The organism is Bacillota bacterium, from assembly GCA_018333655.1.
In the GTDB taxonomy this organism is placed as follows: Bacteria; Bacillota; UBA994; order UBA994; family UBA994; genus BS524.
On sequence record JAGXTJ010000023.1, the window covers coordinates 167,894 to 193,100 of the forward strand.

26 protein-coding genes are annotated in these 25,207 nt (G+C 52.1%); 25 read left to right on the plus strand and 1 reads right to left on the minus strand.

The features are described from left to right. Positions 1–22 precede the first annotated feature (22 nt). Genes KGZ92_05320 through pgsA form a run of 3 tightly spaced genes read left to right on the plus strand, consistent with a single transcriptional unit; the run spans position 23 to position 3,691 of the window. Positions 23–1,813, plus strand: a complete 1,791-nt coding sequence (locus KGZ92_05320; GenBank protein MBS3888708.1) for a YgiQ family radical SAM protein — start codon at positions 23–25, stop codon at positions 1,811–1,813. Positions 1,814–1,842: 29 nt separating this feature from the next. Then, the gene (gene rimO, locus KGZ92_05325; protein MBS3888709.1) at positions 1,843–3,168 is read left to right on the plus strand and encodes a 30S ribosomal protein S12 methylthiotransferase RimO; all 1,326 of its coding nucleotides are present in this window, start codon (positions 1,843–1,845) and stop codon (positions 3,166–3,168) included. Further along, positions 3,155–3,691: a CDP-diacylglycerol--glycerol-3-phosphate 3-phosphatidyltransferase gene (gene pgsA, locus KGZ92_05330; protein MBS3888710.1), complete on the plus strand. Its 537-nt coding sequence runs from the start codon at positions 3,155–3,157 to the stop codon at positions 3,689–3,691. Before rimO ends, pgsA begins: the two co-directional genes overlap by 14 nt. A gap of 14 nt (positions 3,692–3,705) precedes the next feature. Here the strand turns inward: pgsA and KGZ92_05335 are convergent, their stop codons facing one another. After that, positions 3,706–4,428, minus strand: a complete 723-nt coding sequence (locus KGZ92_05335) for a pirin family protein (GenBank protein ID MBS3888711.1) — start codon at positions 4,426–4,428, stop codon at positions 3,706–3,708. Between the two features lie 125 nt (positions 4,429–4,553). On the opposite strand from KGZ92_05335, the gene KGZ92_05340 reads away from it, so the two are divergent. The 22 genes from KGZ92_05340 (at position 4,554) to KGZ92_05445 (ending at position 25,143) form a co-directional block, all read left to right on the plus strand. Continuing rightward, positions 4,554–5,072 (plus strand): hypothetical protein, encoded by a 519-nt coding sequence (locus tag KGZ92_05340; GenBank protein ID MBS3888712.1) that lies wholly within the window; start codon positions 4,554–4,556, stop codon positions 5,070–5,072. Further along, positions 5,069–6,541 carry an AAA family ATPase gene (locus KGZ92_05345; GenBank protein MBS3888713.1) on the plus strand — a complete coding sequence of 491 codons (1,473 nt, stop codon included), beginning with the start codon at positions 5,069–5,071 and terminating at the stop codon, positions 6,539–6,541. Before KGZ92_05340 ends, KGZ92_05345 begins: the two co-directional genes overlap by 4 nt. 57 nt (positions 6,542–6,598) lie before the next feature. Then, a complete protein-coding gene (locus KGZ92_05350; GenBank protein MBS3888714.1) occupies positions 6,599–7,843 on the plus strand; it encodes a competence/damage-inducible protein A in 1,245 nt (414 codons plus the stop codon). Between the two features lie 60 nt (positions 7,844–7,903). Further along, positions 7,904–8,926 carry a recombinase RecA gene (gene recA / locus KGZ92_05355; GenBank protein ID MBS3888715.1) on the plus strand — a complete coding sequence of 341 codons (1,023 nt, stop codon included), beginning with the start codon at positions 7,904–7,906 and terminating at the stop codon, positions 8,924–8,926. Then, complete coding sequence (locus KGZ92_05360; GenBank protein MBS3888716.1) at positions 8,916–9,377, plus strand: regulatory protein RecX; 462 nt, start codon at positions 8,916–8,918, stop codon at positions 9,375–9,377. Before recA ends, KGZ92_05360 begins: the two co-directional genes overlap by 11 nt. 135 nt (positions 9,378–9,512) lie before the next feature. Then, the gene (gene rny, locus KGZ92_05365; GenBank protein ID MBS3888717.1) at positions 9,513–11,051 is read left to right on the plus strand and encodes a ribonuclease Y; all 1,539 of its coding nucleotides are present in this window, start codon (positions 9,513–9,515) and stop codon (positions 11,049–11,051) included. A gap of 47 nt (positions 11,052–11,098) precedes the next feature. Continuing rightward, positions 11,099–11,887, plus strand: a complete 789-nt coding sequence (locus KGZ92_05370) for a TIGR00282 family metallophosphoesterase (GenBank protein MBS3888718.1) — start codon at positions 11,099–11,101, stop codon at positions 11,885–11,887. A 25-nt stretch (positions 11,888–11,912) separates the two neighbouring features. Continuing rightward, on the plus strand, positions 11,913–12,890 hold the full coding sequence (locus KGZ92_05375; protein ID MBS3888719.1) for a dipeptidase: 978 nt from the start codon (positions 11,913–11,915) through the stop codon (positions 12,888–12,890). 149 nt (positions 12,891–13,039) lie between these two features. Next, complete coding sequence (locus tag KGZ92_05380; GenBank protein ID MBS3888720.1) at positions 13,040–14,020, plus strand: GntR family transcriptional regulator; 981 nt, start codon at positions 13,040–13,042, stop codon at positions 14,018–14,020. Positions 14,021–14,064: 44 nt separating this feature from the next. Continuing rightward, on the plus strand, positions 14,065–14,742 hold the full coding sequence (locus tag KGZ92_05385) for a carbon monoxide dehydrogenase (protein ID MBS3888721.1): 678 nt from the start codon (positions 14,065–14,067) through the stop codon (positions 14,740–14,742). A gap of 38 nt (positions 14,743–14,780) precedes the next feature. Beyond that, the gene (locus KGZ92_05390; GenBank protein ID MBS3888722.1) at positions 14,781–15,947 is read left to right on the plus strand and encodes a ferredoxin oxidoreductase; all 1,167 of its coding nucleotides are present in this window, start codon (positions 14,781–14,783) and stop codon (positions 15,945–15,947) included. A 41-nt stretch (positions 15,948–15,988) separates the two neighbouring features. Continuing rightward, a complete protein-coding gene (locus tag KGZ92_05395) occupies positions 15,989–16,846 on the plus strand; it encodes a ferredoxin oxidoreductase (protein MBS3888723.1) in 858 nt (285 codons plus the stop codon). 48 nt (positions 16,847–16,894) lie between these two features. Beyond that, positions 16,895–17,599 (plus strand): 2-oxoacid:acceptor oxidoreductase family protein, encoded by a 705-nt coding sequence (locus KGZ92_05400; GenBank protein ID MBS3888724.1) that lies wholly within the window; start codon positions 16,895–16,897, stop codon positions 17,597–17,599. After that, on the plus strand, positions 17,587–17,859 hold the full coding sequence (locus tag KGZ92_05405; protein ID MBS3888725.1) for a pyruvate ferredoxin oxidoreductase: 273 nt from the start codon (positions 17,587–17,589) through the stop codon (positions 17,857–17,859). The genes KGZ92_05400 and KGZ92_05405 overlap by 13 nt, the downstream gene beginning before the upstream one ends. Before the next feature lie 65 nt (positions 17,860–17,924). Beyond that, positions 17,925–19,175: a Glu/Leu/Phe/Val dehydrogenase gene (locus KGZ92_05410; protein MBS3888726.1), complete on the plus strand. Its 1,251-nt coding sequence runs from the start codon at positions 17,925–17,927 to the stop codon at positions 19,173–19,175. A 147-nt stretch (positions 19,176–19,322) separates the two neighbouring features. Further along, positions 19,323–20,981: a methylmalonyl-CoA mutase family protein gene (locus tag KGZ92_05415; GenBank protein ID MBS3888727.1), complete on the plus strand. Its 1,659-nt coding sequence runs from the start codon at positions 19,323–19,325 to the stop codon at positions 20,979–20,981. Positions 20,982–20,996: 15 nt separating this feature from the next. Then, positions 20,997–21,401, plus strand: a complete 405-nt coding sequence (locus tag KGZ92_05420; GenBank protein ID MBS3888728.1) for a cobalamin B12-binding domain-containing protein — start codon at positions 20,997–20,999, stop codon at positions 21,399–21,401. Then, positions 21,385–22,341, plus strand: coding sequence for a methylmalonyl Co-A mutase-associated GTPase MeaB (gene meaB / locus KGZ92_05425; GenBank protein MBS3888729.1), 957 nt, complete (start codon positions 21,385–21,387; stop codon positions 22,339–22,341). The genes KGZ92_05420 and meaB overlap by 17 nt, the downstream gene beginning before the upstream one ends. A gap of 1 nt (position 22,342) precedes the next feature. Further along, positions 22,343–22,759, plus strand: a complete 417-nt coding sequence (gene mce / locus KGZ92_05430) for a methylmalonyl-CoA epimerase (protein MBS3888730.1) — start codon at positions 22,343–22,345, stop codon at positions 22,757–22,759. Positions 22,760–22,765: 6 nt separating this feature from the next. Further along, complete coding sequence (locus KGZ92_05435; protein ID MBS3888731.1) at positions 22,766–24,310, plus strand: methylmalonyl-CoA carboxyltransferase; 1,545 nt, start codon at positions 22,766–22,768, stop codon at positions 24,308–24,310. Between the two features lie 9 nt (positions 24,311–24,319). Beyond that, complete coding sequence (locus tag KGZ92_05440; protein ID MBS3888732.1) at positions 24,320–24,706, plus strand: OadG family protein; 387 nt, start codon at positions 24,320–24,322, stop codon at positions 24,704–24,706. Beyond that, complete coding sequence (locus KGZ92_05445; GenBank protein MBS3888733.1) at positions 24,658–25,143, plus strand: acetyl-CoA carboxylase biotin carboxyl carrier protein subunit; 486 nt, start codon at positions 24,658–24,660, stop codon at positions 25,141–25,143. Before KGZ92_05440 ends, KGZ92_05445 begins: the two co-directional genes overlap by 49 nt. Positions 25,144–25,207: the final 64 nt, after the last annotated feature.

The following is a 25,207-nucleotide window of genomic DNA, read 5'->3' on the forward strand; positions in this document are numbered from 1 at the left end:
ACTGGCAAAACATCCCCTACCCATGACGCGGGCGGAGATGGCCATGCGCGGCTGGAACGAGCTTGACTTTCTCCTGATTACGGGGGACGCCTATGTCGATCACCCTAGTTTTGGTGTTGCGCTCATTGGCAGGCTACTCGAGGATGCCGGCTACAGGGTGGGTATTATCGCCCAGCCTAATTGGCGCGACATAAATTCTTTCCAAGTGCTGGGCACACCAGCCTTAGCAACCCTGGTGACGGCTGGCAATTTAGACTCTATGGTAGCGAATTACACAGTCGCCGGCAAGCCTAGGCGGGAAGATGATTTTTCACCTGGTGGCCGAGGAGGCAATCGCCCGGACCGGGCGGTAGTAGTTTATGCTAACAGGGCGCGCGAGGCGCACCCTGGGGTTCCCGTTGTCATGGGAGGAATAGAAGCCTCGCTAAGGCGGCTAGTTCACTATGATTTTTGGTCAGACAAGATTAGGCGCTCTGTCTTGTTCGATAGTAAGGCCGACCTGCTGCTTTATGGCATGAGTGAGTTTTCCTTACTAGAAGTTGCGGAGAGGCTCCGTTTTGGCAAAACGCACTTTGCCGATATCCCAGGAGTGTGCTATATTGTTTCACATGTGCCGCAAAGCGCCGTGCTCTTACCTAGTTACGAAGAGATCTGTCAAAACAAAGAGCGTTTTGCGGAGGCATTTCGCCTAGCCCATAATGAGCAAAATCCGTACACAGGGCGCATGCTCTGCCAAGGACATGGTGAGACAATGCTCTGTGTTAATCCACCACCGCTACCGCTCAGTACGGCGATGATGGACAAGGTTTACAGCCTGCCCTTTACGCGACAAGTGCATCCCCGGTATGCGAACGAAGGTGGTGTAAAATCGCTCGAGGAAGTGGAGTTTAGCATAACCAGCCATAGGGGCTGTTTCGGCAGTTGCTCCTTTTGCGCTTTAACAGCGCATCAAGGGCGCAAAGTGCAGCGCCGTAGTAAGGCCTCGCTGCTCGCGGAAGCTAGGCTCCTAACTACATTGCCAAACTTCAAAGGGTATATTCACGACATTGGTGGTCCTACCGCTAACTTTCATAATGCCGCCTGTGACAAACAAGAAGCGGAGGGCGGTTGCCGCGATAAGGAGTGCTTGTCGCCCCTGCCCTGTAAAAGGCTCAAGGCGAACCACAGCGATTACTTAGAGGTACTGCGCGAAGTGCGGGCACTACCTGGCGTAAAAAAAGTATTTGTGCGCTCAGGAGTCCGTTTTGACTATGTCGTCTTAGATGCCGACGACACTTTTTTGGCAGAGTTATGCCAGCACCATGTCTCAGGGCAACTCAAAATTGCCCCTGAACACATTTCGCCCCGTGTTTTGCGCCTCATGGGAAAACCAGCGCGGCACGTCTATGAAGAATTCTCGGCCCGTTTCCACCGCTTTAATGAGAAGCTGCAGCGAGAGCAGTACTTGGTGCCCTACTTTATGTCTAGCCATCCTGGTAGCACCCTAGAAGATGCCGTTCTTCTGGCCGAGTATCTAAGAGACAACAATATTCGCCCCCAGCAGGTGCAGGATTTTATTCCTACTCCAGGCTCTATGTCCACGTGCATGTACTACACCGGACGGCATCCTTTGACGGGCGAAAAGGTGTATGTGCCGCGCACCAGTCAGGAAAAGAGATTGCAGCGCGCCCTGCTACAGTACTTTTTACCGAAAAATTATGCCTTAGTGCGCGAAGCGCTCAGACTTATAGGTCGCGAAGACTTGATAGGGCATGGTAAGAAGGCTCTCGTTCCACCAGATCAAGTTGTACCGCATAGAACAAAAAAACGCTAGATGCACTAAAAAATATGGGAGTGGACGAAATGCGGATCGGTTTTGTTAGCCTCGGTTGCACCAAGAATCAAACTGACAGTGAGCTTATGCAGGGCCTCCTTACGGCGGGCGGGCATACTCTAGTCAGAGATGTGGCGGATGCCGAAATTATTATCGTCAATACATGTGGCTTTATCCAAGCGGCCAAAGAAGAGTCAATCCAAGCCATTTTAGCGGCAGCAGAACACAAAAAAGCGCTGTGCCGCAAGCTTATTGTCGCCGGGTGTCTTTCCCAACGATATGCGGAGGAACTGCTTCTTGACATACCAGAAGTAGACGGGCTTGTTGGCACGGGTAATTTCACCACTATTGGTGAGGTCGTAGCTAGAGTAGAGGCGGGGGAGCGCGTCTTAGCAGTCGGTGGTGCTGATTACGACTACGAGGAAAGCATTGAACGCACTACCACTCACACCTATTCTGCTTATGTAAAAATAGCTGAGGGCTGTAGCAACTGGTGTTCCTACTGCGTTATTCCACTAGTGAGAGGTGAATATCGCAGCCGGAGCATGGAGAGTATTTTGCGCGAAGTGGCACAACTAGAAAGCAAGGGACTCAAAGAGCTTAACTTAATTGCGCAGGACACAACGCGTTATGGTATTGACCGTTACGAGCAAACAAAACTCGCCGAGCTACTCGAGAAGCTCCACGCCATACCCGGTCTTAACTGGATACGTCTCTTGTACTGCTACCCAGACTTCTTTACGGATGACTTAATTGCGGCCATTGCAGCTCTCCCTAAGGTCTGTAAGTACTTGGACATGCCCCTCCAGCATATCAACAATCGCGTCTTAAAGGCCATGCAGCGCCGAGGAACTAAGCAGGACATCATGGCTCTCTTGACAAAACTGCGCACCAACATACCGGATTTAGTTTTGCGTACTACCTTTATCGTCGGCTTTCCAGGTGAAACCGAGGATGAATTTCGCGAGCTGATGCAGTTTGTGGCCGAGATGAAATTTGACCATGTCGGTGCTTTTAAGTACTCTCGCGAGGAGGATACTGCGGCGGATGACTTAGAGGATCACATCCCTGAAGAAATCAAAGAGGCTCGCTACCGAGAACTGATGTTACTACAGCAAGAGCTTAGTCGCCAGCACAATCAGCGCTTCATCGGCACTGTGCTAACGGTATTGGTAGAGGGAGCGTGGGAAGAAGGAAATGGCGTCCTCGGGCGGGCAATGAAAGACGCCCCTGAAGTAGACGGTGTGGTCTACGTACAAGGGGCGCAGGCTGCTGCGGGTCAGTTTATACCGGTGCTCGTGCAAACTTCGTCAGAATACGATTTGTTTGGGGTGGCTTACCATGAATCTTGCTAATAAAATCACCTTAAGCAGGATCTTCCTCTTGCCGGTGTTCCTCTTTTTTATCTCAGAACAGATGCGCTACGGCCCACTTATTGCTGCGGGCATTTTTATCTTGGCCGCGGCCACTGATGGTCTGGACGGCTACGTGGCGCGCAAGAAGAAGCAGGTCACCACGCTCGGAAAACTACTGGATCCCTTAGCGGACAAATTGCTTGTTATGTCAGCGCTAGTATCCTTGGTGGAGCAGGCGGCATTGCCAGCTTGGATTGCCATTGTCATCTTAGCACGGGAATTTGCCGTCACCGGGCTTAGGGGTGTGGCTGCAGCCGAGGGGAAAATCATTGCCGCGAGCAAGTTTGCCAAACTAAAAACAGTAACCCAAATTGTCGCCATAGTGGCGGTTATGACCAACAACTACCCCTTCGCCCTTATTGGTTTCCCCTTTAAGGACATCGCCCTGGCGCTAGCGGTGCTTTTTACCGTCTTGTCAGCACTGGAATATTTTCGTGACGCGGGAACATTGCTTGAGTCTTAAGGCCGGAAGTATCTCTAGGGCAGGTCAAAGAGTAGTACCTCGGCTAGGTCGCCGTTTTCTATGCTCACTTTCGGAGCAAATGTTTTTAGCGCGTCGCCACCTAGAAGTACCTGCCCATTGACCTTGACGCTGCCCTTAATGACCTGCACATAGGCCCTTCGACCTGTATCTAGTGAATAATCAAGAGCTTCATCACCGTGCAATTTGCAGAGAAATATTTTGGCGTCTTGCTGCAAGGTAACTCCTGTTTCCGTCGCTTGGGGGGCAGCAATGAGCAGCAGTCTACCGCGAGCGTGCTCTACGTCAAGCTGCTTCTGTTCATAACTTGGCGCCACTCCACGCACATTAGGCTCTATCCATATTTGCAGAAGATGCGTATCTACGCTTCCCTGACTATGCTCACTATGGCGCATGCCGCTGCCGGCCGTAATCCTTTGCACCTCGTAAGCCCCCATGGTCGCCATATGCCCCATGGAATCTTCATGGCGCAATTGGCCGCTCAACACCAGCGTTACTATTTCCATATCGCGATGATGATGCATACCAAAGCCATGGCCTGGTTGCACGTAATCTTCGTTAATGACTCGTAGTGCTCCAAAGCCCATGTGCGCGGGATCGTAGTAATCGGCGAACGAAAAAGAATGGTATGTCTTGAGCCAACCATGATTGGCGTGTCCGCGGTCTCGGCCTAGGCGGATTGTATCGGAGAAGCTACTCTGTTCTGTCACTGTATTCATCCTCCACTCGGGTAGTTTATGTTGCTACTGCTATTGTACCATAAATTGTCTTATAGCGCACGGCGCAGCAAGGATAGAGATTATGGTATACTGGCAGTATGTTATGTAAATTAGGAGGGCTATGGATGCCTTGGCAGCGTTCTAACTGGAAGCTGATTGTGGTGGTGTCTGCTGTCTCCCTAGTCGCCCTAATCGCTATACATGTGGTATGGCAACGAATGATGTTAGAGGGCTCTCTGCTGCGGTCCCTGCGTAAAGATGCTGACGTACTGAGCGTGACTCTCGAGACTTCGAACAATAAGAGTATCGCCCTAATTGAGCTAAAAAACGTAGCTCGATTGGCTACGACAATCCGTCGTTTAGAAAGTATCAGTGAGACAGGTAGGCCACACCTTAGCGAGATTATCTGGAAGGATAACTCTAGTCCCCGTCTCGACCAGCTCTATCAGGAAATGCACTATGCCCTGTATGAAGCGCGTCTTAGCGGCGCGTTTGTACTGCTATCTACACGCGTAAATGAGGCAGTGAGTCTCGCCAGTATCGATGGCTATGTTCTTGAAGTTGATGATAACGCTTTGTACCTAGAGCTCTATGACGCGGAACACTACCTTTACCGGGTTATACCGCTACCGGTGTCGCCATGAAAAACCATGTAGAGATTGCCGCAGGCTTGTTTCTTGGCACTCTAGGGTATCTCGCCTACTTGGGGGTAGATGCTGTTTCTCTGGTCGTAGTCTTAGGTCTTGGTGCAGTGGTCTTCTACCGGCTGCTGCAGCCAGCTGGCTACGGCAGAGCACAAAACATCGACCCCAGTAAAGATGAACAACTTCTTTTTGACGACATAGGTGGTCTCACCACCGCGAAGCAAGAACTCACGGAAGCTCTCGACTTTATCCGCCTAGATCAAGACGCGGCACGCATGGGCATACGCCCGCTCAAAGGTATTCTGTTATGTGGCCCGCCAGGCACCGGCAAGACCCTGCTGGCACGGGCAGCTGCTTCTTACACAGACGCCGTTTTTCTTTCCGTAGTCGGCTCGGATTTTGTGCAAATGTACGCGGGTGTAGGTGCGGAGAGAGTTCGGCAACTATTTAGCCAAGCGCAGGAGCTGTCTAAAAAACAGGGCAAAACACGCGCCATTGTCTTCATCGATGAAATCGATGTCCTCGGCGTTAAGCGAGGTCAGCATAGCAGCCACATGGAGTATGACCAAACTCTCAACCAACTCCTTTTTGAGATGGATGGATTGACTACCACCATGCTAACTAGGATCCTAGTGATTGGTGCGACCAACAGGGCAGACTTGCTAGATGCTGCGTTGATACGTCCAGGACGGTTTGATCGGGTGGTCAAAGTTGATTTGCCAGAGAGAGAAGCTAGATGGCACATCCTCAAACTGCACACGAGAAAGAAACCGCTAGCCACATGTGTAGACTTAGAAAAGCTAGCCAACGAGACGGCGGGATTTTCTGGCGCACATCTTGAGAGCTTGGCCAACGAAGCCGCTATTCTGGCGTGGCGGGCACAGGAGACCTTACTGACCCAGAGACACTTTGAGGAGAGCATTGACAAAGTCTTGCTGGGGGCCGAGATGCCCCGCCAAGTAGCAAAGGCCGAAATGGAGCGTATTGCTATACACGAACTCGGGCATGCTTTTGTCTCTGAGGCACTGCAAAAGAGAAGCGTCTGCCATATCAGCATTCTGTCGCGGGGCTCTGCCTTAGGGTATGTACGTCAGCAACCGCAGCAAGACATGATTCTCGAAACAGAAGAGACGCTACGGGTTAAGATGGCCTTCCTCTTGGCCGGAGGTGTGGCTGAAGAAATGTTCGCGGGGAGCCGCAGTCTAGGAACGCGCAGCGACTACCACGCCGCAATGCAAGTGGCTCTGAACATGGTAGCTGCGGGGATGTCTGAGCTAGGTATTGCAGATGAGAACCTGGTCCCTAAAGCGCAATTGCATGCCGCCGTACAGAAACTGATTGCCGAGGGCGAGGGGGTCGCTAGGAGCATTTTGCACCAACACAGCACTCGGATAATGGTTGGTAAGGACATGTTGCTAAAGCAGGAGAAAATGTGTGGCGAAGAGTTGCGCATCTTATTGGCGAGCTAAGTAGGCTCGCCCTTTTGTTGTACATTTCTGTTATAGTAAACGGGAGGGGGGATCGGTGTGGTAAAGGCTGAGATTATCTCAGTAGGCACAGAACTACTACTCGGGCAAATTGTCAACACAAATGCACAGTTCCTGGCACAGCAGATGGCTGAACTTGGTTTGGCCCTCTACTTTCAAACAGTGGTCGGTGACAACGAATCGCGCCTTCAGGAGAGTTTGCACAGGGCCTTAGAGCGGGCACAAGTGGTTATCCTCACGGGTGGTTTGGGGCCAACCGAGGACGACATCACCCGCGAGGCCGTGGCGCATTACTTGGAGAGAGAGCTAGTATTCTCGCTAGAAGTAGCAGAGCGCTTAGATAGTCAATTTGCTGGCCGTGAAATGCCAGCGAACAATTTACGTCAAGCCTACCTACCCAGCGGGGGAATCATGCTGCCAAATCCCCATGGGACAGCGCCTGGTATCATGCTAGAAACGGAGCTATGCCAATTTGTTTTTCTCTTGCCCGGACCGCCCCGCGAAATGCAGGCCATGTTTAGAGACTATGTGGTGCCTCACTTACGCGCTAAGGGCCTGTTGCAGGGGCAAGTTTGTTCGTGGACGCTGCATTTTGTGGGCATTGGCGAGTCCAAAGTCGCACAGATACTCGAGGATCTGATTCGCACCCAGACAGTGCCGACTATTGCCCTCTACAGCCGCTTAGGCGAAGTAGATGTTCGTTTGACGGCCTATGCTGCGAGTGCTGCTCTAGCAGAGCTCATTATTGCTCCTGTACGCAGTCTGGTTATAGATAGGCTGAAAGAGCATTACTATGGTGAGAACGAGTGCACACTGCCGAAGGCGGTCGGCTTGGCCTTAGAAGCCGCAGCATCGAAGCTCTCTCTGGCCGAGTCTTGTACGGGGGGACTAGTGGGGCATCTTATCACGAGCGAACCGGGCTCTTCAAACTATTTTCTCGGCAGCATGGTCTGCTACTCTAATGAGGCCAAGGTAGAGGTCCTAGGAGTAAGCAGAGAGACACTGCAAAAATATGGTGCGGTGTCAGAACAGTGCGCGCGCGAAATGCTTAGTGGGGCGATGAGGCTTGGTCAGGCAACGGTGGGCCTAGCCATAACCGGCATTGCTGGTCCGGAGGGAGGTTCAGACTTAAAACCTGTGGGCACGGTCTGGCTGGCCATAGGGTGTAACTCACGCGTGCAAACTGTGAAACTCACGCTAAGGGGTGACCGCGCTGCCATCAAAGAACGCGCCGCTAGGCTGGCCTTGGGTCATCTGCTGAATATGTTGCGCCAGAGGAATTAGTTGCGAACATTTGTTCGTTAGAGTATAATTTGCACAGGGAGATTGACAGGAGGATTGGCTATGGAAAAGAAAAAGGCATTAGAAATGGCACTGCATCAGATCGAAAAACAGTTCGGCAAGGGTTCTATCATGCGCCTCGGAGGCGACCAATTGGTAGCGCTTGAGGTGATATCTACGGGTGCGCTCTCGTTAGATATTGCCCTTGGCATTGGTGGGGTGCCGCGGGGGCGAATTATCGAGGTCTTTGGCCCTGAATCGAGCGGTAAAACCACAGTAGCTCTCCATGTCATTGCCGAAGCACAAAAAAACAAGGGCGTGGCAGCTTTCATCGATGCTGAGCATGCGCTTGATGCCTCCTATGCGCGGAAGCTCGGCGTGAACATAGACGATTTGCTGGTCTCGCAACCTGATACCGGAGAGCAGGCCCTAGAGATTGCCGAAGCCTTGGTGCGCAGCGGTGCACTTGATGTTGTCGTCATCGACTCTGTTGCCGCCCTAGTTCCCCGTGCCGAAATAGAGGGTGAGATGGGTGATGCCCATGTTGGATTACAGGCACGTCTTATGTCGCAGGCCTTGCGCAAACTTGCGGGTGCCATAAGTAAGTCAAAGACTACAGCCATTTTTATCAATCAGTTGCGCGAAAAAGTAGGGGTCATGTTCGGCAGTCCCGAGACCACGCCTGGCGGTAGGGCTCTAAAATTTTATGCTTCTGTACGCCTAGACGTGAGACGGGTTGAGTCGCTCAAGGTAGGGCAGGATGTTGTCGGTAATCGCACTCGCGTAAAGGTTGTCAAGAATAAAGTCGCTCCCCCCTTTAGACAAGCTGATTTTGATATTATATACGGCGAAGGCATCTCTCGCGAAGGTTGCATCATTGATACGGCCACCGAAAGCAACATTGTGGTAAAGAGCGGGGCATGGTATTCCTACGAGGATGAGCGCTTAGGACAGGGTCGCGAAAATGCCAAGCAGTACTTGCGTGAGCACCCCGAGACAGCACAGAAAATTGAGTTGCGCATTAGAGAGAGCCTGAAGCTCGGTCAAGTCGCGCACAAAACCGACGGCGAGTCTTTTGAAGAATAGCGAAGTTTATAAAACCGCAGTGCGCATCTTAGCTAGGCGGGATTACACGCGGGCGGAACTTGGCCAAAAGTTAAGGATACGTGGCTTCTCGGCAGATTTAATCGCTGAAGCCTGCGAAACGCTGATTGAGCGGGGCTTCTTAGATGATCAGCGCGTGGCGCAGAATATGCTAAGTGCCGCACTCAGCAAAACTGACTTGGGGAGCAGACGTCTCGCTGAACAACTCTACAAGCGCCTGCTCCCGCGGGCCGTAGTAGAGGAAGTAGTGGCGAGTTTTCTTAGTCAGGCTGATGAGCTGTCTAGGGCTACGACAATGGTCGAGCGGTTCATTAGTCTCGGCCTTGAGAAGGCCGCCATCGAGCGGAAACTTTGGCAAAAAGGCCTCCCGGCGGCGGTCGTGCGGGCGGCCTTCTCAGACGTCAACCTTGACAAGAACACCGAAGAGGGCTAAAATGTTCCCAGAGAGTAGAAATTCTCTCTTTGCTAGTCGAAGTGGCCCTTAATGAGTTCCGCGTGGGATCCCCTAAGCTGGCCGAGGGTTCTCGGTCATTTTTTTGTAGTTTGTTAAAGAAAGGAGGAGAGGAATATCGAATTTTTACTGTTATTTCTTATTTTACTGGCATTACCTGCCGCAACTTACGGCGGTTATCTATACCGGAGACGAGTTGGCGAGAAAGTTATAGGCGACGCTGAGACACATGCCGCGCAGAAGATCGAAGAGGCCAAAAAACTGGCCGAAGCCAAAAAGCGCGAATCTATACTAGAAGCTAAAGACGAAGTCTACAAGTTGCGCCAGGAATTTGAGCGTGAAGTCAAGGAGCGGCGCGCTGAAATAGTGCGCACCGAGCGCCGACTCGCGCAAAAGGACGAGACCCTCGATAAGAAAATTGAGCAAATAGAGCGCAAGGATGAGCTATTGACTCGGAAAGATACAGAAGTGCAAAAGCTTAAAGACCGCGCTGCAGAGTTAGTGGACAAGCAACAGACCGAGTTAGAGAGAGTTGCTGGTTTGTCTAACGAAGAGGGCCGTCGGCTCCTTCTGGCTAATGTAGAAAGAGAAGTCCGCCACGAGGCCTCCATTTTAATCAGAGATGTGGAGCAAGAGGCGCGAGATGAGGCCGATAAGCGAGCGCGAGAAATTGTCACTTTGGCAATTCAGCGTTGCGCTGCGGACCACACTGCGGAGACCACCGTTTCGGTCGTGGCCTTGCCTAATGATGAGATGAAGGGTCGTATCATCGGTCGAGAAGGCCGAAACATTCGTGCGCTAGAAACCCTGACGGGCATTGACTTGATTATTGATGACACACCAGAGGCCGTTATCATATCGGGATTTGATCCGGTGCGCCGCGAGGTTGCTCGCATTGCCCTTGAGCGACTCATTGTCGATGGGCGCATTCACCCTGCCCGCATTGAGGAGATGGTGGAGAAGGCCCAGAAAGACGTCGAGCAACGTATTCGTGAAGAAGGCGAGAAAGCCGTCTTTGACGTAGGTGTTCACAACGTGAATCCAGAGATTGTAAAACTCTTGGGTCGCTTGCGTTATCGCACCAGTTACGGCCAGAACGTTTTGAAACATTCTCTCGAAGTGGCCCATCTTGCCGGCATCATGGCGGCGGAATTAGGTGTAGATGTGCAATTGGCCAAACGGGCTGGCTTGCTACATGATCTGGGCAAGGCTATCGATCACGAGGTCGAAGGGTCACATGTTGCCATTGGAGCCGAAATGGCTAAGAAGTATCGCGAACATCCTCAAGTTGTCAATGCTATTGCCTCCCATCATGGCGATATCGTAGCAACTTCAGTGGAGTCTGTTCTCGTAGCTGCTGCCGATGCCATTTCTGCAGCACGGCCCGGTGCACGGCGTGAGAGTCTTGAGAACTACATTAAACGCTTGCAAAAGCTAGAGGAAATCGGTTCATCTTTTGAGGGCGTGGACAAGGTCTATGCCATACAAGCTGGGCGAGAGATTCGAATCATTGTAAAGCCAGATCGCATTGACGACTTATCCGCTATCAGGGTGGCGAGGGATATCTCTAAGCGCATTGAGAATGAGTTGGAATACCCAGGTCAGATTCGGGTGACTGTCATCCGCGAGACGCGGGCTGTTGAACTAGCAAAATAGCATTCTAAAAGCCGAGCCATGCTCGGCTTTTGCTACAGGAGGACATTATGCTCAACATACTTTTCCTCGGAGACATAGTTGGTCGTCCCGGTCGCGAGGTAGTCAAGAAATTGCTCCCTGGCCTTCGACAACAGTTCAAGATTCACTACTGTATTGCTAATGGAGAAAATGCCGCTCATGGCACGGGGCTGACCAAGGAAATTGCTGATGAGCTCTTGTCCTCGGGCATTGATGTGCTCACTGGGGGTAATCATACTTGGGACAAGAAAGAAATCTTGACCTTTATTGATGACTATCCTCGCGTGGTGCGACCGCAAAACTATCCCCCAGGAGCCCCTGGGCAGGGGGTATTCTTAACTGAGATTGGGCTTCCGCCCGTGCCCTTTGCGGTGGTGAATTTAATGGGGCGGGTCTTTATGCCCCCCATTGACTGTCCATTTCGTACTATGGACGCGGTACTGCAAAGACTGCCTGAAGACGCAGTCGTGTTGGTTGACTTCCACGCCGAGGCCACTTCCGAAAAGCAGGCCCTAGGTTTCTACTTAGATGGCAGGGTCGCCGCCGTCATTGGCACGCACACCCATGTTCAAACGGCCGATGAGCGCATTTTGCCTAAAGGTACCGCCTTTCTATCCGATGTAGGGATGTGTGGCCCCCATATTTCTGTTCTAGGGGTGCAAGTTGAGCAAGTGGTGCGAAAATTTGTCACAGGCTTACCGGCCAGATTTGAAATTGCCGAAGGTCCTGTGATGCTGTGTGGGGTAGTATTAAGCATAGACCCGTCGACACGAAAAGTTGTCGCGCCTCCAGAACGTATTTTGCGTGTACTAGCCTGAGTTCTTACTTAGGGAGGCTCTAAGCATGGATTATCAAAGTCTCCACTTCAGCACCATGGTTGTTGACACCCACTGCGATACACTTATGCGCGTCCTGCAAGCAAAACCCTATCGTTTAGCCTGGCATCATGAAGACGGTCACGTCGACATACCGCGCTTGCGGTTTGGCGGCGTGGGGCTTCAGTTTTTTGCCTCTTACATTGAGCCTGAATTCAAGCCGGAGCGAGCTCTTAAGCGGGCCCTTCAGTTCTGCGACGGTTTCTATCGTGAACTGCAAGATAATCCTCTGGATTTGCACCACATTTTGTCCTACGCCGATGTATTAAAGGCACAAGGTGAGAAAAAAATCGGCGCGTTGCTGTCTATAGAAGGTGGCGAGGCCCTAGAGGGTGATTTGGGTGCCCTGCGCATGTTGCATCGCTTGGGTGTTCGTTCCATCGGTCTGACCTGGAATGAACGTAATCAAATTGCGGAGGGTGTCGGTGATTGTCGAAGTGGGGGCGGACTAACAGATTTCGGTGTTAGTGTCGTTCTGGAGATGAATCGACTTGGGATGATCGTTGATGTTTCACACATGTCGGAGCCGGGATACTTAGATGTCCTCGCCGTCAGTAAGCAGCCCATCATCGCCTCACACAGTAATGCTCGAGCCTTATGCAACCATGTGCGCAATTTGACCGACACGCAGATTTTGGCCCTCCAGAAGAACGGAGGCGTAATGGGCATAAACTTTGCCTCTGATTTCGTGCGGTCAGGGGAACGCGCCACGGTGAGCGACGTGGTCAATCATATTGTGCATATTGCCAGTCTCACTGGTAGTTGCGACCATGTCGGCCTTGGGTCAGACTATGATGGGATACCTACTACTCCCACAGGACTAGAGGACGTCTCAAAGTTACCAGCTTTGACCAAGGAGATGTTGAGACGAGAGTTCACTGAAGTAGAGATTAGGGCTGTCTTGGGAGGAAACTTTCTCCGTGTAATGGCTGCGGTCTTGGGGTAATACTAGAATATGGATACCATGAGCAGTAGAACGACAAAATATTTTGTCGTTCTACTTTTTACGGAAGGAATTGATTCATTGGCACCGAAATGAGATACTAGAATGGATTAATGGACTAATCCATTAGGCATGAGGGGTGGGGTGGACTAGTGGTCGCGATAGAGCTCCGCAGAAAATCTGGAGTGCCCTTGTATGTGCAACTTAAGGAGCGCATTAGACAGCAGGTGGAAAGTGGCGCTTGGTCGCCGGGCTTCAAGCTACCCACGGAGAGAGAGTTGTCTACCTTGCTTTCTGTCAGCCGCAATACGGTTAGCCAAGCCTACAGAGAGTTAGAAACAGAGGGGATCCTTGTTTCTCTCCAGGGCAAAGGCACCTACTTGACAGAGACAGATCCATTCACACTCAATGCTAGTAGAGCACAACGTTTGCATGGCATTGTTGAGCAGGCGCTAGATAGCGCCCTGCACGAAGGATTTGACTGCGAGGAGTTTCAGGAGGTCGCTCGCCGCCTAGCAGTACAGAAACAGCGCTTGCTCAGTGAGGTGCGTATCGTATTTGTCGAATGCAATCGCGAACAAGTCGACTATTTCTCGACGCAATTGGCTCTTGGCAGTGGGATCAGCATTGTTCCGCTACTCTTAGAAGAGCTGCTGGCGGGTGGCACTACCGCTCGTCGCATCGTCGATGAGGCAGAAATTGTGGTGACAACGTTTTTTCACGAAGAGGCAGTGAGGACTGCTATTGGTGCAGACAAGCTCTTGCTCGCCGTGGCTCTTGACCCACAGTTAGAGACGGTAGTGCGTATCGCGAGAATTCCGCGCAGCAAAAAACTAGCTCTCATCTGTATTTCACCCATTTTTGCCGAGAAAGTCCAAACGTCACTCCTTGCGGCAGGGGTGGAGCATAAGTTGCTCGTGGCAACGCAGGGGGAAGATAGCGCGGTTCTCCGTGAACTTCTAGTTGAGGCCGATATCGTTCTGGTATCCCCCGGCCGTAAGCGCGAGGTGGTCGCCCTTTGTCCTAACGGTAAAGAAATTATTGAATTCGTCTATCGTCCTGACCTAGGCTCAAGCAATCTATTGAAGAGCGCGATTCTCAGGCTCCGCGAAGGAGGAGTAGAAAGCCGCTAAGACCCATTTCTGCGGAATTACAGACTAAGGTGGTGTAGACATTGATTAAGAAGAAGCCCTACCGCGTCGTGCGCGGCCCAGAAGGTTTGCTACCCCCAGCAGCAGCCTCACGCGGCATTGTTCTCCCAGAAAAAGGAGAAGGCCTCGTAGAAGGTTGTATTGTTACCGAACAAGATACTCTAGAGGTTATGGCGCGACAGCTTCTGACCGGCAAGAACCCCACTATTTTTCCTGGACCGCTCGTACTGTGGGCATGGAGGGATGGCGTTGCCGAAAAGGCTGCGGCTGTGCTCGAATTAGCAGACGAGATTCCTGGCGTGCGTATCATTCCTATGCCTGACTACCGTCCTATCTACCCTAAGATTGACCCCGAAGCCGTCATCAACCCATGTCATCCTAACCTCACTATTTGGCACAACAAGATAGAGGTCTGTGTCTTTGTGGGTGTGCACTGTCATTTTGCTAATATAACACTCAAGATGATTCGGGCCGGTACCAACTGCTACACCATCACACTTTGTCACGAAGCGGGACATGAGGACTCTATGGCTTCGCTACCTTTCTGCGGTGTTGACCAAGTGCGTGCCCTTACGGAGACCATTCGCAGATTAAAGAGCGAAGGCTTGCGCCCGCGGTATGCCGAGGCACCCGGAGTTCAGTTAACGGCCACACAACAAGCGGTATTGAATGGTTTGGTCTGGCAACAGGGAGCTACTAGTTAGGTTATGCGGGCGCGGTAGCGCCTAGGGGAGGTTACATTATGGACAAAGAATCGAAACAACGCGTGGTTACACCTGAGTATATGTTTTTTGAGGCCCCGCGCACTAAGGCATATATTACGGGCAGCGAGGCCGCTAGTGAGGCGGTGCGACGCGCAAATCTAGACATAGCCATTGCCTATCCCATTACGCCCCAGAGTGAGACTATGCAGCGCGTAGGCGACCTTTACGGAGAAGGCTACCTTAAAGATTACTACAGGGCCGAAGATGAGATCGGTGCTTTTTCGGCAATTTCTGGTGCTTCACGAACCGGCGTCCGTTGCCTGACGGCTTCATCCGGTCCTGGCCTTATGCGTGGTTTAGAGGTCATTGCTTCGTGGCCGGGGCATCGATTGCCGCTAGTTTTTCTCATTATGTGCCGCGTCATCAATGCGCCTTTGTCAATTCAACCTGATAATTTGGAGCTCGACTACATGCTAACCACGGGGAGCATTCTTTTTCATGCTGAGAATCAGCAAGACTTCTTTGACTATACTTTGGCCGCCTTCATCATCTCCGAAAAGTGTGAAGTCACCTTGCCTGTGGCCGTGGCCGTGGACGGTTTCTTTGTCACCCATGCTCGGGGCTGGGTAGAGATGCCCTCGGCCGAACTAAAGCTGCCGGGGCGCGACTGCTACAATGAAGCAGTACCCATGATTGACAACGAGAACCCACCTATCCGCATTGCCCGTGACGCACCAGTACAGAAGAGCAACTTTATCAGCTATCAGATGCATGCTGCTTGGCAACAAGAAATTCATGCCGCGCAGGAGCGCTCGCGTCGCTGGATTACCCACTACTTGGGTAGTTTACTCGAGGTCACTAACGGAGACGCCGAAACGATGATTATCGCTTCGGGAAGCGCGGTTTCGCAGTCCCGCGAGGCCCTCCGCCAGGCCGAGGAGATGGGCAAGAAGGTGGGCTTGATTAAGATCAAGAGCTTGCGTCCCTTCCCGACTGAGGAACTCCGCGCTGCCTGTCAACATGCTAAGCGCATTATCATTCCCGAATTTAACTGCCCTGGCTGGCTAAATCGCGAAGTGCGGGCAACGCTCTACGGTCACACTCAAGCTGAAATAGCTGATGGTCCTAGGGTTTATGGGGGCATCACTATGCCTACCGAAATGATTCTAGAATGGCTGTTTGACAGCGAGAAGGATGAGCAGTAACCGATGGTAGTGAGGAAGTTCATAAAGAGAGGCGTTTTAATATGGCACTGAGAACATTAAATGTAGCCCCTGGTTTTATGCGCTTTATGCCCAAGGAGTATCAAGATTTGGTGGAGAAAGGACCTTTCGGCCGCCAAATCAAGCTAACTGACTTGGGTACTTTCAAAGAAATTCTCGAAGAACATCCGATGTGTGAAGGTTGCGCCATGGCCTTTTTCGTGCGCTTGTCACTCATCGCCCTGCCTAATCCAGAGCACACGGTGATTGTCGGCACGGCCGGGTGCGGACGCTTGTCTTTGTCTCAAGCTGCTATTCCTTTTGTCTATGGCAATTACTGCGATACGAATGGCGTGGCCACAGGGATTAAGCGTGGACTTGAGATTCGCTTTCCGAATCAGACAAAGGATGTAGTCGTCATGGCGGGTGACGGTGGTCTCTCTGACATTGGTTTCTCCCAAGTGATGCATTCCTGGTTTCGTAAGGAAAAATTCGCGACGATCATGCTCGATAACGAAGTCTATGGCAATACCGGAGGTCAAGAGAGTGGCATGACCCGTCAAGGGGCGGTGGTTAAAATGGCGCCTCTAGGCAAGCAATTTGAAAAAATCGACATGCTCGGTCTAGCTAAGACGGCAGGGGTAGCCTATATTGCCCGTCTAACACCAACAAATCCAGGCCGGGTAATCAGCACTATTCGCAAGGCAGTACTGATAGCCCGCGAGATTGGTCCTACCTATGTGCAGGCCTACACCTCCTGCAACATCGAATACTCAATCTCTCCTGAGAAAGTCATGGACGACGCGCGTCAAGTGGAGAAGGAGCGCTATTCCTTCGTAGAGATTATAAGCGACGAGGCCAAGGCCTACCTTGAGCGCATTGAGGCAGAAAACAAAGCCTAGGCAGGCCTAAGCGCCGGCAAGGGCAATACATTCTAGGAGGAGTAGGGTATGAGGCGATATAACATTCGCATGGCCGGTGTAGGTGGGCAGGGCGTCGTGACGGCCTCCCACGTGCTCAGCAATGGTGTGATCCTTAGTGGGGGAGAGAGTACGATAGTTCCCTTCTTTGGTTCAGAAAAGCGCATGGCTCCGGTTGAGAGTTATGTGCGCATAGCTGATAGCAAGCTGTTTGAAATCGGGGAGATTATCTTTCCAAACTTCATCGCGATCTTTCATAGTCAGGTAATCACGCACGGAAAGTCCTATACCATGCCTTTTTACTCAGGGCTTAAGGATGATTCCACCATCCTCATCAACTCAGAGCATCCCATTAAGCTAAGCCGTGATGAAGAGCGGGAACTCGAAGATAAGAGGGCGAGGGTCTACTACCTACCAGGCATGCAGCTGGCACTTAAGCATGCGGGAACTGAGGTGGCCACGAACATGGCGATGATTGGTGCGCTGTCGGCCATTATGGGTGTGCCTGACATGGCTTCATTAGAGAAAGCGGTACGCGAGCGTTTTCTCGGCAAGGGTTTTGTGGCCTCTGGCGGCACGGCCTCGCTTGACAAAGCCATGGAAAAAGGCTTTTCACACAAGTTTGAGTTGGTGCAAAAGAATCTAGACGCCATACAGGCAGCCTATAATTACGCGCTAGAGCGCTGTTGGTCGCAAAACGTGCCCAAGGAGGGTGACCTAGCATGTACAAAATAGCCCAAGTTGATGCCGAGAAGTGCTCGGCAACAAATTGCCGCCTGTGCACCTTGTACTGCCCGGAACCAAATGCCTTGCTCTACGATGAGAAGCGTAAATGTGCCTTTGTGGCCGTGGACCGCTGCAAGGGTTGCTCGGCCTGTGTACGCATTTGTGCTGACATCGCCAAGCGCAGTTGCATCAAAATGATTCCTGTCGCCGAGGTGAAAGACGGTTTTGAAATGTCTAAGTACGGCTTTCCGGGAACACCCAAGCAGTAACTGCGAGTGCTAGCTTCGCAACCGAGATGCAGTTCTGCATCTACGAAATAAAGGGAGGAATATTCATGTCCAAAGAGAATCTCAATGTTTTTGCACAAGTGCAAGGGCAAATCAAAGAGGCCTGCGACATCCTCGGTTTAGAAAACAGCTACTATGAAATTCTGAAGACCCCGCAAAGAGCTATGGAAGTGGCCGTACCTGTGCGTATGGACGACGGCTCGGTAAAGACTTTTGTCGGCTATCGTTCCCAACATAATACGGCCAATGGCCCCGCCAAGGGAGGTATCCGCTTTCATCAGGACGTCACCTTTGATGAAGTAAAGACTCTCTCGATGTGGATGACTTTTAAGTGTGCCGTAATCGGACTACCGTATGGCGGCGGCAAGGGTGGCATCACGGTTGATCCAAGCAAGCTCTCTCAAGGCGAGAAAGAGCGTTTGGCGCGTGGCTTTGTCCGTAAACTTGGCGATTTTATCGGCCCAGAGATCGATATTCCCGCACCCGATGTCAATACTAACGCGCAAATCATGGCTTGGATGGTAGATGAGTACAACGCCATGAAAGGCTACAACAATCCTGGCGTTATCACCGGCAAGCCTGTGCTCATTGGCGGTTCTTTGGGACGCACCGAAGCCACGGGACGGGGTGTGGTTATCACCACGCGTGAAGCTTGCGCCGCGATGAAGATTGACCTCAAGGGTGCCAAGGTGGCTGTGCATGGCTATGGCAATGTCGGCAGCTTTGCCGGACTCTACCTGCATGAGATGGGCTCTAAAGTAGTAGCCGCCTTTGACCTTGGTGGTGGCGCCTATCACCCAGACGGCATGGATGCCAATCAACTCCAAGACTATGTCGCCAAGAATCGCACCGTGGCTGGTTTCCCTGGCAGTAAGCCCATCACCGCAGACGAATTGTTCGCCCTTGATGTAGATATTCTCGTGCTAGCGGCCCTCGAAAACACCATCACCATGGATAATCAGCACCTAGTAAAAGCTAGAGTTGTTTCTGAAGGTGCTAATGGTCCGGTAACCACAGAAGCGGGCAAGAAAATGCATGAGCGCGGCATTGTCATACTGCCCGACATTCTTGCTAACGCCGGCGGCGTAACCGTGTCGTACTTTGAGTGGGTGCAGAATCTGCAAAACTACTACTGGCCGCTAGAAGAAGTAAATGCGAAGCTGGAGCGCAACATGGTTAACGCCTTTAGCGCTGTGTGGAAGATGGCTAACGATAAGAACGTCGATATGCGCACGGCAGCCTACTTGGTGGGCATTCGTCGCGTAGCCGATGCTATGAAGCTCTACGGCTGGGTATAAGACGAGAATAGAACTGATAAGCCCTCCCGGTTAGCTGGGAGGGCGACAAGTTTTGCGAAAGTGCATTCTCATTGTGCGATAATAGTGCTAAAATGTATACAGTATTACAGACCCTTAGGCGAAATTTCCTCATGAGGAGGCTCTTTGATGGACGAGCATTTGCAAGACCAACTTTCCAAGTGGGTTGAAAAGACCAATAGGTCGTTAGCCAAAAATCCGGAGCGCAAACTAAAGTTTAAGAATGCCTCACAACTCACTGTCGAGCGCGTTTACACGCCCCAAGATGTCAGGAATGACTATGTAGCCAACATCGGGCTGCCAGGCGAGTACCCTTTTACGCGGGGTGTGCAGCCAACCATGTATCGCGGTCGATTTTGGACCATGCGGCAGTACGCTGGCATGGCCAGTGCGGAAGAGTCTAATGCCCGCTATCGCTACTTGTTAGAGCAAGGGCAGACTGGACTCAGCGTGGCCTTTGACTTGCCCACGCAAATAGGGCACGACTCTGACCATCCCTTAGCCGAAGGTGAAGTCGGCAAAGTCGGTGTGGCCATTGATTCGCTGGCTGATATGGAACTTTTGTTCAAAGATATTCCTCTGGACAGAGTGAGCACTTCCATGACCATAAACGCTCCCGCGGCGGTTCTACTGGCTATGTACATTGCTGTAGCGGAAAAACAGGGCGCAAGTATGGACAAGCTCTCGGGCACCATTCAGAATGACATTCTTAAAGAATATGTGGCGCGCGGTACTTACATTTTCCCCCCGGCACCTTCTATGCGTCTGATAACCGATATTTTTGCTTTTTGCGCGCAACATGTGCCGGAGTGGAACACCATTAGTATCAGTGGCTACCACATACGTGAGGCTGGTTCCACGGCCGTACAAGAAGTAGCCTTCACCTTGAGCGATGGTATTGCTTATGTGGAGGCGGCTATCAAGGCGGGTCTCGACGTTGACGATTTCGCCCCACGTCTGTCCTTCTTCTTTAATTCTCACGTGGACTTCTTTGAAGAAGTGGCCAAATTTAGAGCCGCGCGGAGACTGTGGGCCAAAATCATGAAAGAGCGTTTCCAGGCCAAGAACCCGCGCTCCATGATGCTACGTTTTCATACGCAGACTGGCGGTTCAACGCTCACGGCGCAGCAACCTGACAATAATGTGGTGCGTGTTGCGTTACAGGCCTTAGCTGCGGTCTTAGGTGGCACACAGTCCCTGCATACGAATTCTCGCGATGAGGCTCTGGCCTTACCTACAGAGGATTCTGTGCGTATAGCGCTCCGCACCCAGCAGATTATCGCCTATGAGAGCGGCGTTGCCGACACGGTAGACCCACTGGCAGGGTCATACTATGTGGAAAAAATGACCGATGACATCGAAGAGGCGGCCGCCTTGCTAGTACACAAAGTAGATGCCCTGGGTGGAGCGGTAGCGGCAATTGAAAAAGGTTTTATGCAGCGCGAAATTCAAGATGCCGCTTACGGATGGCAAATGCAGGTGGAGAGTAAGGAACGCGTGGTCGTTGGGGTCAATCAGTTCCAGATAAAAGAGCCCTCGCCGCGCGGCTTACTGCGAGTTGACGGCAGCGTAGGGGAGATGCAAAAGCTAAAATTAAAGGAACTACGTGCTACCCGCGACAATGGCGCTGTGGCCCTGGCTTTAGGGCAGCTTGAGAACTGCGCGCGGGGAACAGACAATTGTATGCCCGCCATACTTCGGGCCGTGCGCGTCTATGCCACTCTGGGAGAAATTTGCGATACCTTGCGCAAGGTCTTCGGCGAATATCATGCGGATAATGTCCTTTAACGGGAGGGGTAAATGATGGCAGAAGAAAAGCGAACTCGGGTACTAGTGGCCAAGCCTGGCTTAGATGGTCATGACCGTGGCGCGAAAGTGGTCGCTAGGGCGTTAAGGGACGCCGGCATGGAAGTCATTTACACTGGCCTGCGGCAAACGCCAGAACAAATTGTCGAGGCGGCGCTGCAAGAAGACGTCGATGTGATTGGGCTGAGCTGTTTGTCAGGTGCGCACAATCACCTCTTCCCGCAAGTTGTCGCCTTGCTTAAACAGCATCAAGCAGAGGATATTCTGGTGGTGGGCGGCGGCGTTATTCCAGACGAGGACATACCTTTTCTCAAGGAGCAGGGGGTCAAAGAGATTTTTACTCCCGGCACAGGCACGAATGCCGTAGTGGAGTATATCAAGAAGAATGTTGTCCATAGATAAGCTCAGCGAAAGGTTCTTGTCTGGCGAGACTCGAGCACTGGCCCAAAGCATCTCCTTGGTCGAAGATAGCGCCAAAGAGGCCGCCAAATTTCTACGCCTGCTAGGTGTGCCTAAGGCGTTGCCGAGAGTCATCGGCGTGACTGGACCGCCTGGGGCCGGCAAGAGCACTTTGACGGCACGCTTGGCGCTAAGTCTCCTTGATAAGGGTGAGAAAGTCGCCTTGCTACTTATCGACCCTTCCAGTCCCTTTACAGGGGGTGCCATCCTAGGAGATCGCATCCGCATGCACGACTTGGCGGGAAGAAAAGAGGTCTTTATACGTAGCCTAAGCTCGCGTGGCAGCTTGGGCGGACTATCTGCGGCCGCCATCCGCGTGTTGCGTTTGCTCGAGTACGGCGATTTTTCTACCATCATTTTGGAGACTGTTGGCACGGGACAAGCTGAGACTGATGTGGTCGAGGCAGTAGATACTGTGGTAGTGGTTGCTGTGCCGGGTCTTGGCGATGATATTCAGGCGATGAAGGCGGGTATCATGGAAATCGCCGATATATTCGTCGTTAACAAGGCCGACCGCGATGGAGCAGAACGCACCGCGCGGCAAATTGAGGCGATGTTGGGTCTGCAGGAGGAAAAGCGCAGGCTGCCCGTTCCCGTATTGACGACGGTAGCGACGACAGGGCAGGGGATAAGCGAAGTGTTGCAGGCCTTAGACCGCCACACTGCCTACTTGACCACCAGTCAGGAGCTAACGGTGCGGCGGGTAAAACGTCGGCAAAAGGAACTCTACGCTTATGTAAAGGATCTCTTGGTGGACGACTTCTTTGCCTGGGCGAAAGAGGCAGGGAGGGAGGTTGCGCCTAATTCTCCGCAGGGGGCAGCCGAAATCTACAGTCTGGCCGAGCAGTTGATCGCCGAATATTATGCGGAAAGGACGGGATAAGATGCTTAAAAAAATTGATCATATCGGCATCGCAGTAAGGGACCTAGAGGCAGTTCGCCACTTCTACACCACAATTTTGGGGCTGCCCGATGCTGGGGAAGAAGTGGTACCTGAGCAAAAAGTCCGGGTAGCCTTCTTGCCTATTGGTGAGACAAAGATCGAGTTGCTCGAGCCAACTGCGCCCGACAGCCCTATCGCCAAATTTCTCGAGGCTAAGGGCGAGGGCATACATCATCTCTCCTTTGCAGTGGATGATATTGTCGCGACTTTAGAACAGCTCAAGGCGCAGGGAGTACGGCTCATTGATGAAGTCCCGAGATTCGGCGCGCACGGCGCTAAAATTGCTTTTGTTCATCCTAAAGCTAGTAATGGGGTGCTTGTTGAACTGTGCGAGCGCACCGAGCATGAGGAGGCTTAGACGTAGATGCTAGAGAAAATCCAGGAGCTCGAAGTTAAGAGACAGGCACTGTCTCTCGGAGGCGGGCAGAAGCGTATCGACAAGCATAAAGAAAAAGGCAAATTGACCGCCCGTGAGCGCATCGAGTTCTTGCTTGACCCCCATACTTTTGTGGAACTTGACCTCTTTATGAAGCACCGTTGTACGGATTTTGGCATGGAGGCAACTGAGGCTCCAGGCGAAGGAGTAGTCACCGGCTATGGTACCATTGACGGCAGGTTAGTCTACTTGGCCTCGCAAGACTTTACCGTGGTGGGCGGCTCGCTAGGCGAAGCCCATGCCCAAAAGATTTGCAAAGTCATGGACATGGCGGTGCGTAACGGAGCACCCATGATCTCTATCAATGACTCGGGCGGCGCGCGTATCCAAGAGGGTGTGGATGCCCTCAATGGTTACGGCAATATTTTCTACCGCAATACGCTCGCCTCAGGGGTCATTCCCCAGATTTCAGTCATTATGGGGCCCTGTGCAGGCGGAGCAGTCTATTCACCGGCCTTGACCGATTTTGTCTTTATGACGACTGGGCACAGCCAAATGTTTATTACTGGACCGCAAGTAATCAAGGCGGTGACCGGTGAAGAGGTCTCTATGGACGACTTAGGCGGGGCCGCGGTCCACAATACTACCAGTGGTGTAGCACATTTTATGGCAGCGAGCGATGAGGATTGCTTGAATGAAGTGCGGCGTCTAATCACTTTCTTGCCCAGTAATAACCTGGCACAAGCTCCGGCTAATTTTTCCGATGACCCCGTAAGTCGCTCGCAAGATCATCTGCTTGAGCTTGTTCCTGCGGAAGCGAACCGCGGCTACGACGCTAGGCAGCTGATCGCCGAAATCGTTGACGATGGGGACTTTATGGAAGTGCAGCCCTTCTATGCCGAGAACATTGTGGTCGGCTTCGCCAGACTTAACAGCAACACCGTAGGCATTATTGCTAATCAACCAAAGGTTATCGCTGGCAGTCTCGATATCAATGCCTCGGACAAGGCCGCGCGCTTTATTCGCTTCTGCGACAGTTTTAATATTCCCTTGGTTACTTTTGTCGACACACCCGGCTACCTTCCCGGCGTCAACCAAGAGTATGGCGGCATTATTCGACACGGCGCGAAACTACTCTATGCTTACTCCGAAGCTACCGTTCCTAAGATTACCGTAATTGTACGTAAGGCCTACGGTGGTGCTTACTTGGCGATGTGTAGCCGGGCCCTAGGCGCAGATGCAGTCTTTTCCTTTCCTACCGCGGAGATCGCCGTTATGGGGCCAGATGGCGCGGCGAACATCCTCTTTAAGGACGCCATAGCGCAGGCCGAGAATCCTGCTGTTACTCGTCAAGAGAAAATTGCCGAGTATCGACAAAAATTCGCCAACCCCTATGTGGCTGCCGCAAGGGGCATGGTGGACGACATCATCGACCCGCGCCACACGCGCCGCGTGCTCTGTAACGCCCTTGAAGCTAACGCTACCAAGCGTGAAACTCGCCCCACCAGAAAACATGGCAATATGCCCCTGTAGGAGGAAAGCATGACGAGTGAAGTATTTTTCTACGGCTTAAAAGTCACCGCTATTGGTATGGGCATCGTCTTTGTCGCCCTCTACCTTATGCAGCTACTGCTCTTAGCCCTAGGTTTTGTTGTGGGCGCCGCCACCAAGGAGAGTAAGACAGCACAAGTTGTGAGCACTGAAACGGCGAACCATGTAGAAACAGTGGAAGTAGTGGATGAAGCTGTGACTCTAGTGCAGCCGACGCAGGAAGTCACCTATGGCGTTATGATTGCCATTTCTGCGGCTCTAGCCGCGGCCATGGGCAGTCGTCCGGTCAATATTGTGAGCATTCGCAAAGACCACATAGCTGTAAGTTCATGGCAACAAGCGAGTCGTTCTGGAAATGCAGAGCGTCATCACAATTAGGAAGGAGCGATTTTGTGCTTAAGAAATATCGCATTGTCGTTAATGGAGAAGTTTATGAAGTGGAAGTAGAAGAAGTGGGGGTGTATTCTGCCGCTCGACCAGCAGCCCCCCTTGCTGCACCGGCGACGGTAGTCGCTCCTCCCCGTGTAGCCGCAGCAGCGCCGGTAGCGCCACCTGTAGCTAAGCCGGCACCACAAAAGAGTGCCTCCCCCAAAGTTACCGGCGCGGGTGTAGTGGCGAGCCCCATGCCCGGGACAATCCTAGGTGTTAAAGTAAAAGTTGGCGATGTTGTAAAGTACGGACAGCCAGTAGTAATCCTCGAGGCCATGAAGATGGAGAACGAGGTAGTCGCCACAACTGACGGCACCATACGCGAAGTTAGAGTCAACAAGGGCACCGCCGTTAACTCGGGTGACGTCCTCGTCGTTATTGGCTAAACAAGGGGAGGAAAGACATTGCTGGCTGAAATTGTAGCGATATTGATAGATCTCTGGAGCACGA

Bases quoted from the DNA above. Each gene is read 5' to 3' on its own strand.
- KGZ92_05320 (MBS3888708.1), top strand. From the start codon at position 23: ATGACGCGGGCGGAGATGGCCATGCGCGGCTGGAACGAGCTTGACTTT.
- rimO (MBS3888709.1), top strand. From the start codon at position 1,843: ATGCGGATCGGTTTTGTTAGCCTCGGTTGCACCAAGAATCAAACTGAC.
- pgsA (MBS3888710.1), top strand. From the start codon at position 3,155: ATGAATCTTGCTAATAAAATCACCTTAAGCAGGATCTTCCTCTTGCCG.
- KGZ92_05335 (MBS3888711.1), bottom strand. From the start codon at position 4,428: ATGAATACAGTGACAGAACAGAGTAGCTTCTCCGATACAATCCGCCTA.
- KGZ92_05340 (MBS3888712.1), top strand. From the start codon at position 4,554: ATGCCTTGGCAGCGTTCTAACTGGAAGCTGATTGTGGTGGTGTCTGCT.
- KGZ92_05345 (MBS3888713.1), top strand. From the start codon at position 5,069: ATGAAAAACCATGTAGAGATTGCCGCAGGCTTGTTTCTTGGCACTCTA.
- recA (MBS3888715.1), top strand. From the start codon at position 7,904: ATGGAAAAGAAAAAGGCATTAGAAATGGCACTGCATCAGATCGAAAAA.
- KGZ92_05370 (MBS3888718.1), top strand. From the start codon at position 11,099: ATGCTCAACATACTTTTCCTCGGAGACATAGTTGGTCGTCCCGGTCGC.
- KGZ92_05375 (MBS3888719.1), top strand. From the start codon at position 11,913: ATGGATTATCAAAGTCTCCACTTCAGCACCATGGTTGTTGACACCCAC.
- KGZ92_05390 (MBS3888722.1), top strand. From the start codon at position 14,781: ATGGACAAAGAATCGAAACAACGCGTGGTTACACCTGAGTATATGTTT.
- KGZ92_05395 (MBS3888723.1), top strand. From the start codon at position 15,989: ATGGCACTGAGAACATTAAATGTAGCCCCTGGTTTTATGCGCTTTATG.
- KGZ92_05400 (MBS3888724.1), top strand. From the start codon at position 16,895: ATGAGGCGATATAACATTCGCATGGCCGGTGTAGGTGGGCAGGGCGTC.
- KGZ92_05405 (MBS3888725.1), top strand. From the start codon at position 17,587: ATGTACAAAATAGCCCAAGTTGATGCCGAGAAGTGCTCGGCAACAAAT.
- KGZ92_05410 (MBS3888726.1), top strand. From the start codon at position 17,925: ATGTCCAAAGAGAATCTCAATGTTTTTGCACAAGTGCAAGGGCAAATC.
- KGZ92_05415 (MBS3888727.1), top strand. From the start codon at position 19,323: ATGGACGAGCATTTGCAAGACCAACTTTCCAAGTGGGTTGAAAAGACC.
- KGZ92_05420 (MBS3888728.1), top strand. From the start codon at position 20,997: ATGGCAGAAGAAAAGCGAACTCGGGTACTAGTGGCCAAGCCTGGCTTA.
- meaB (MBS3888729.1), top strand. From the start codon at position 21,385: ATGTTGTCCATAGATAAGCTCAGCGAAAGGTTCTTGTCTGGCGAGACT.
- mce (MBS3888730.1), top strand. From the start codon at position 22,343: ATGCTTAAAAAAATTGATCATATCGGCATCGCAGTAAGGGACCTAGAG.
- KGZ92_05435 (MBS3888731.1), top strand. From the start codon at position 22,766: ATGCTAGAGAAAATCCAGGAGCTCGAAGTTAAGAGACAGGCACTGTCT.
- KGZ92_05440 (MBS3888732.1), top strand. From the start codon at position 24,320: ATGACGAGTGAAGTATTTTTCTACGGCTTAAAAGTCACCGCTATTGGT.
- KGZ92_05445 (MBS3888733.1), top strand. From the start codon at position 24,658: ATGGCAACAAGCGAGTCGTTCTGGAAATGCAGAGCGTCATCACAATTA.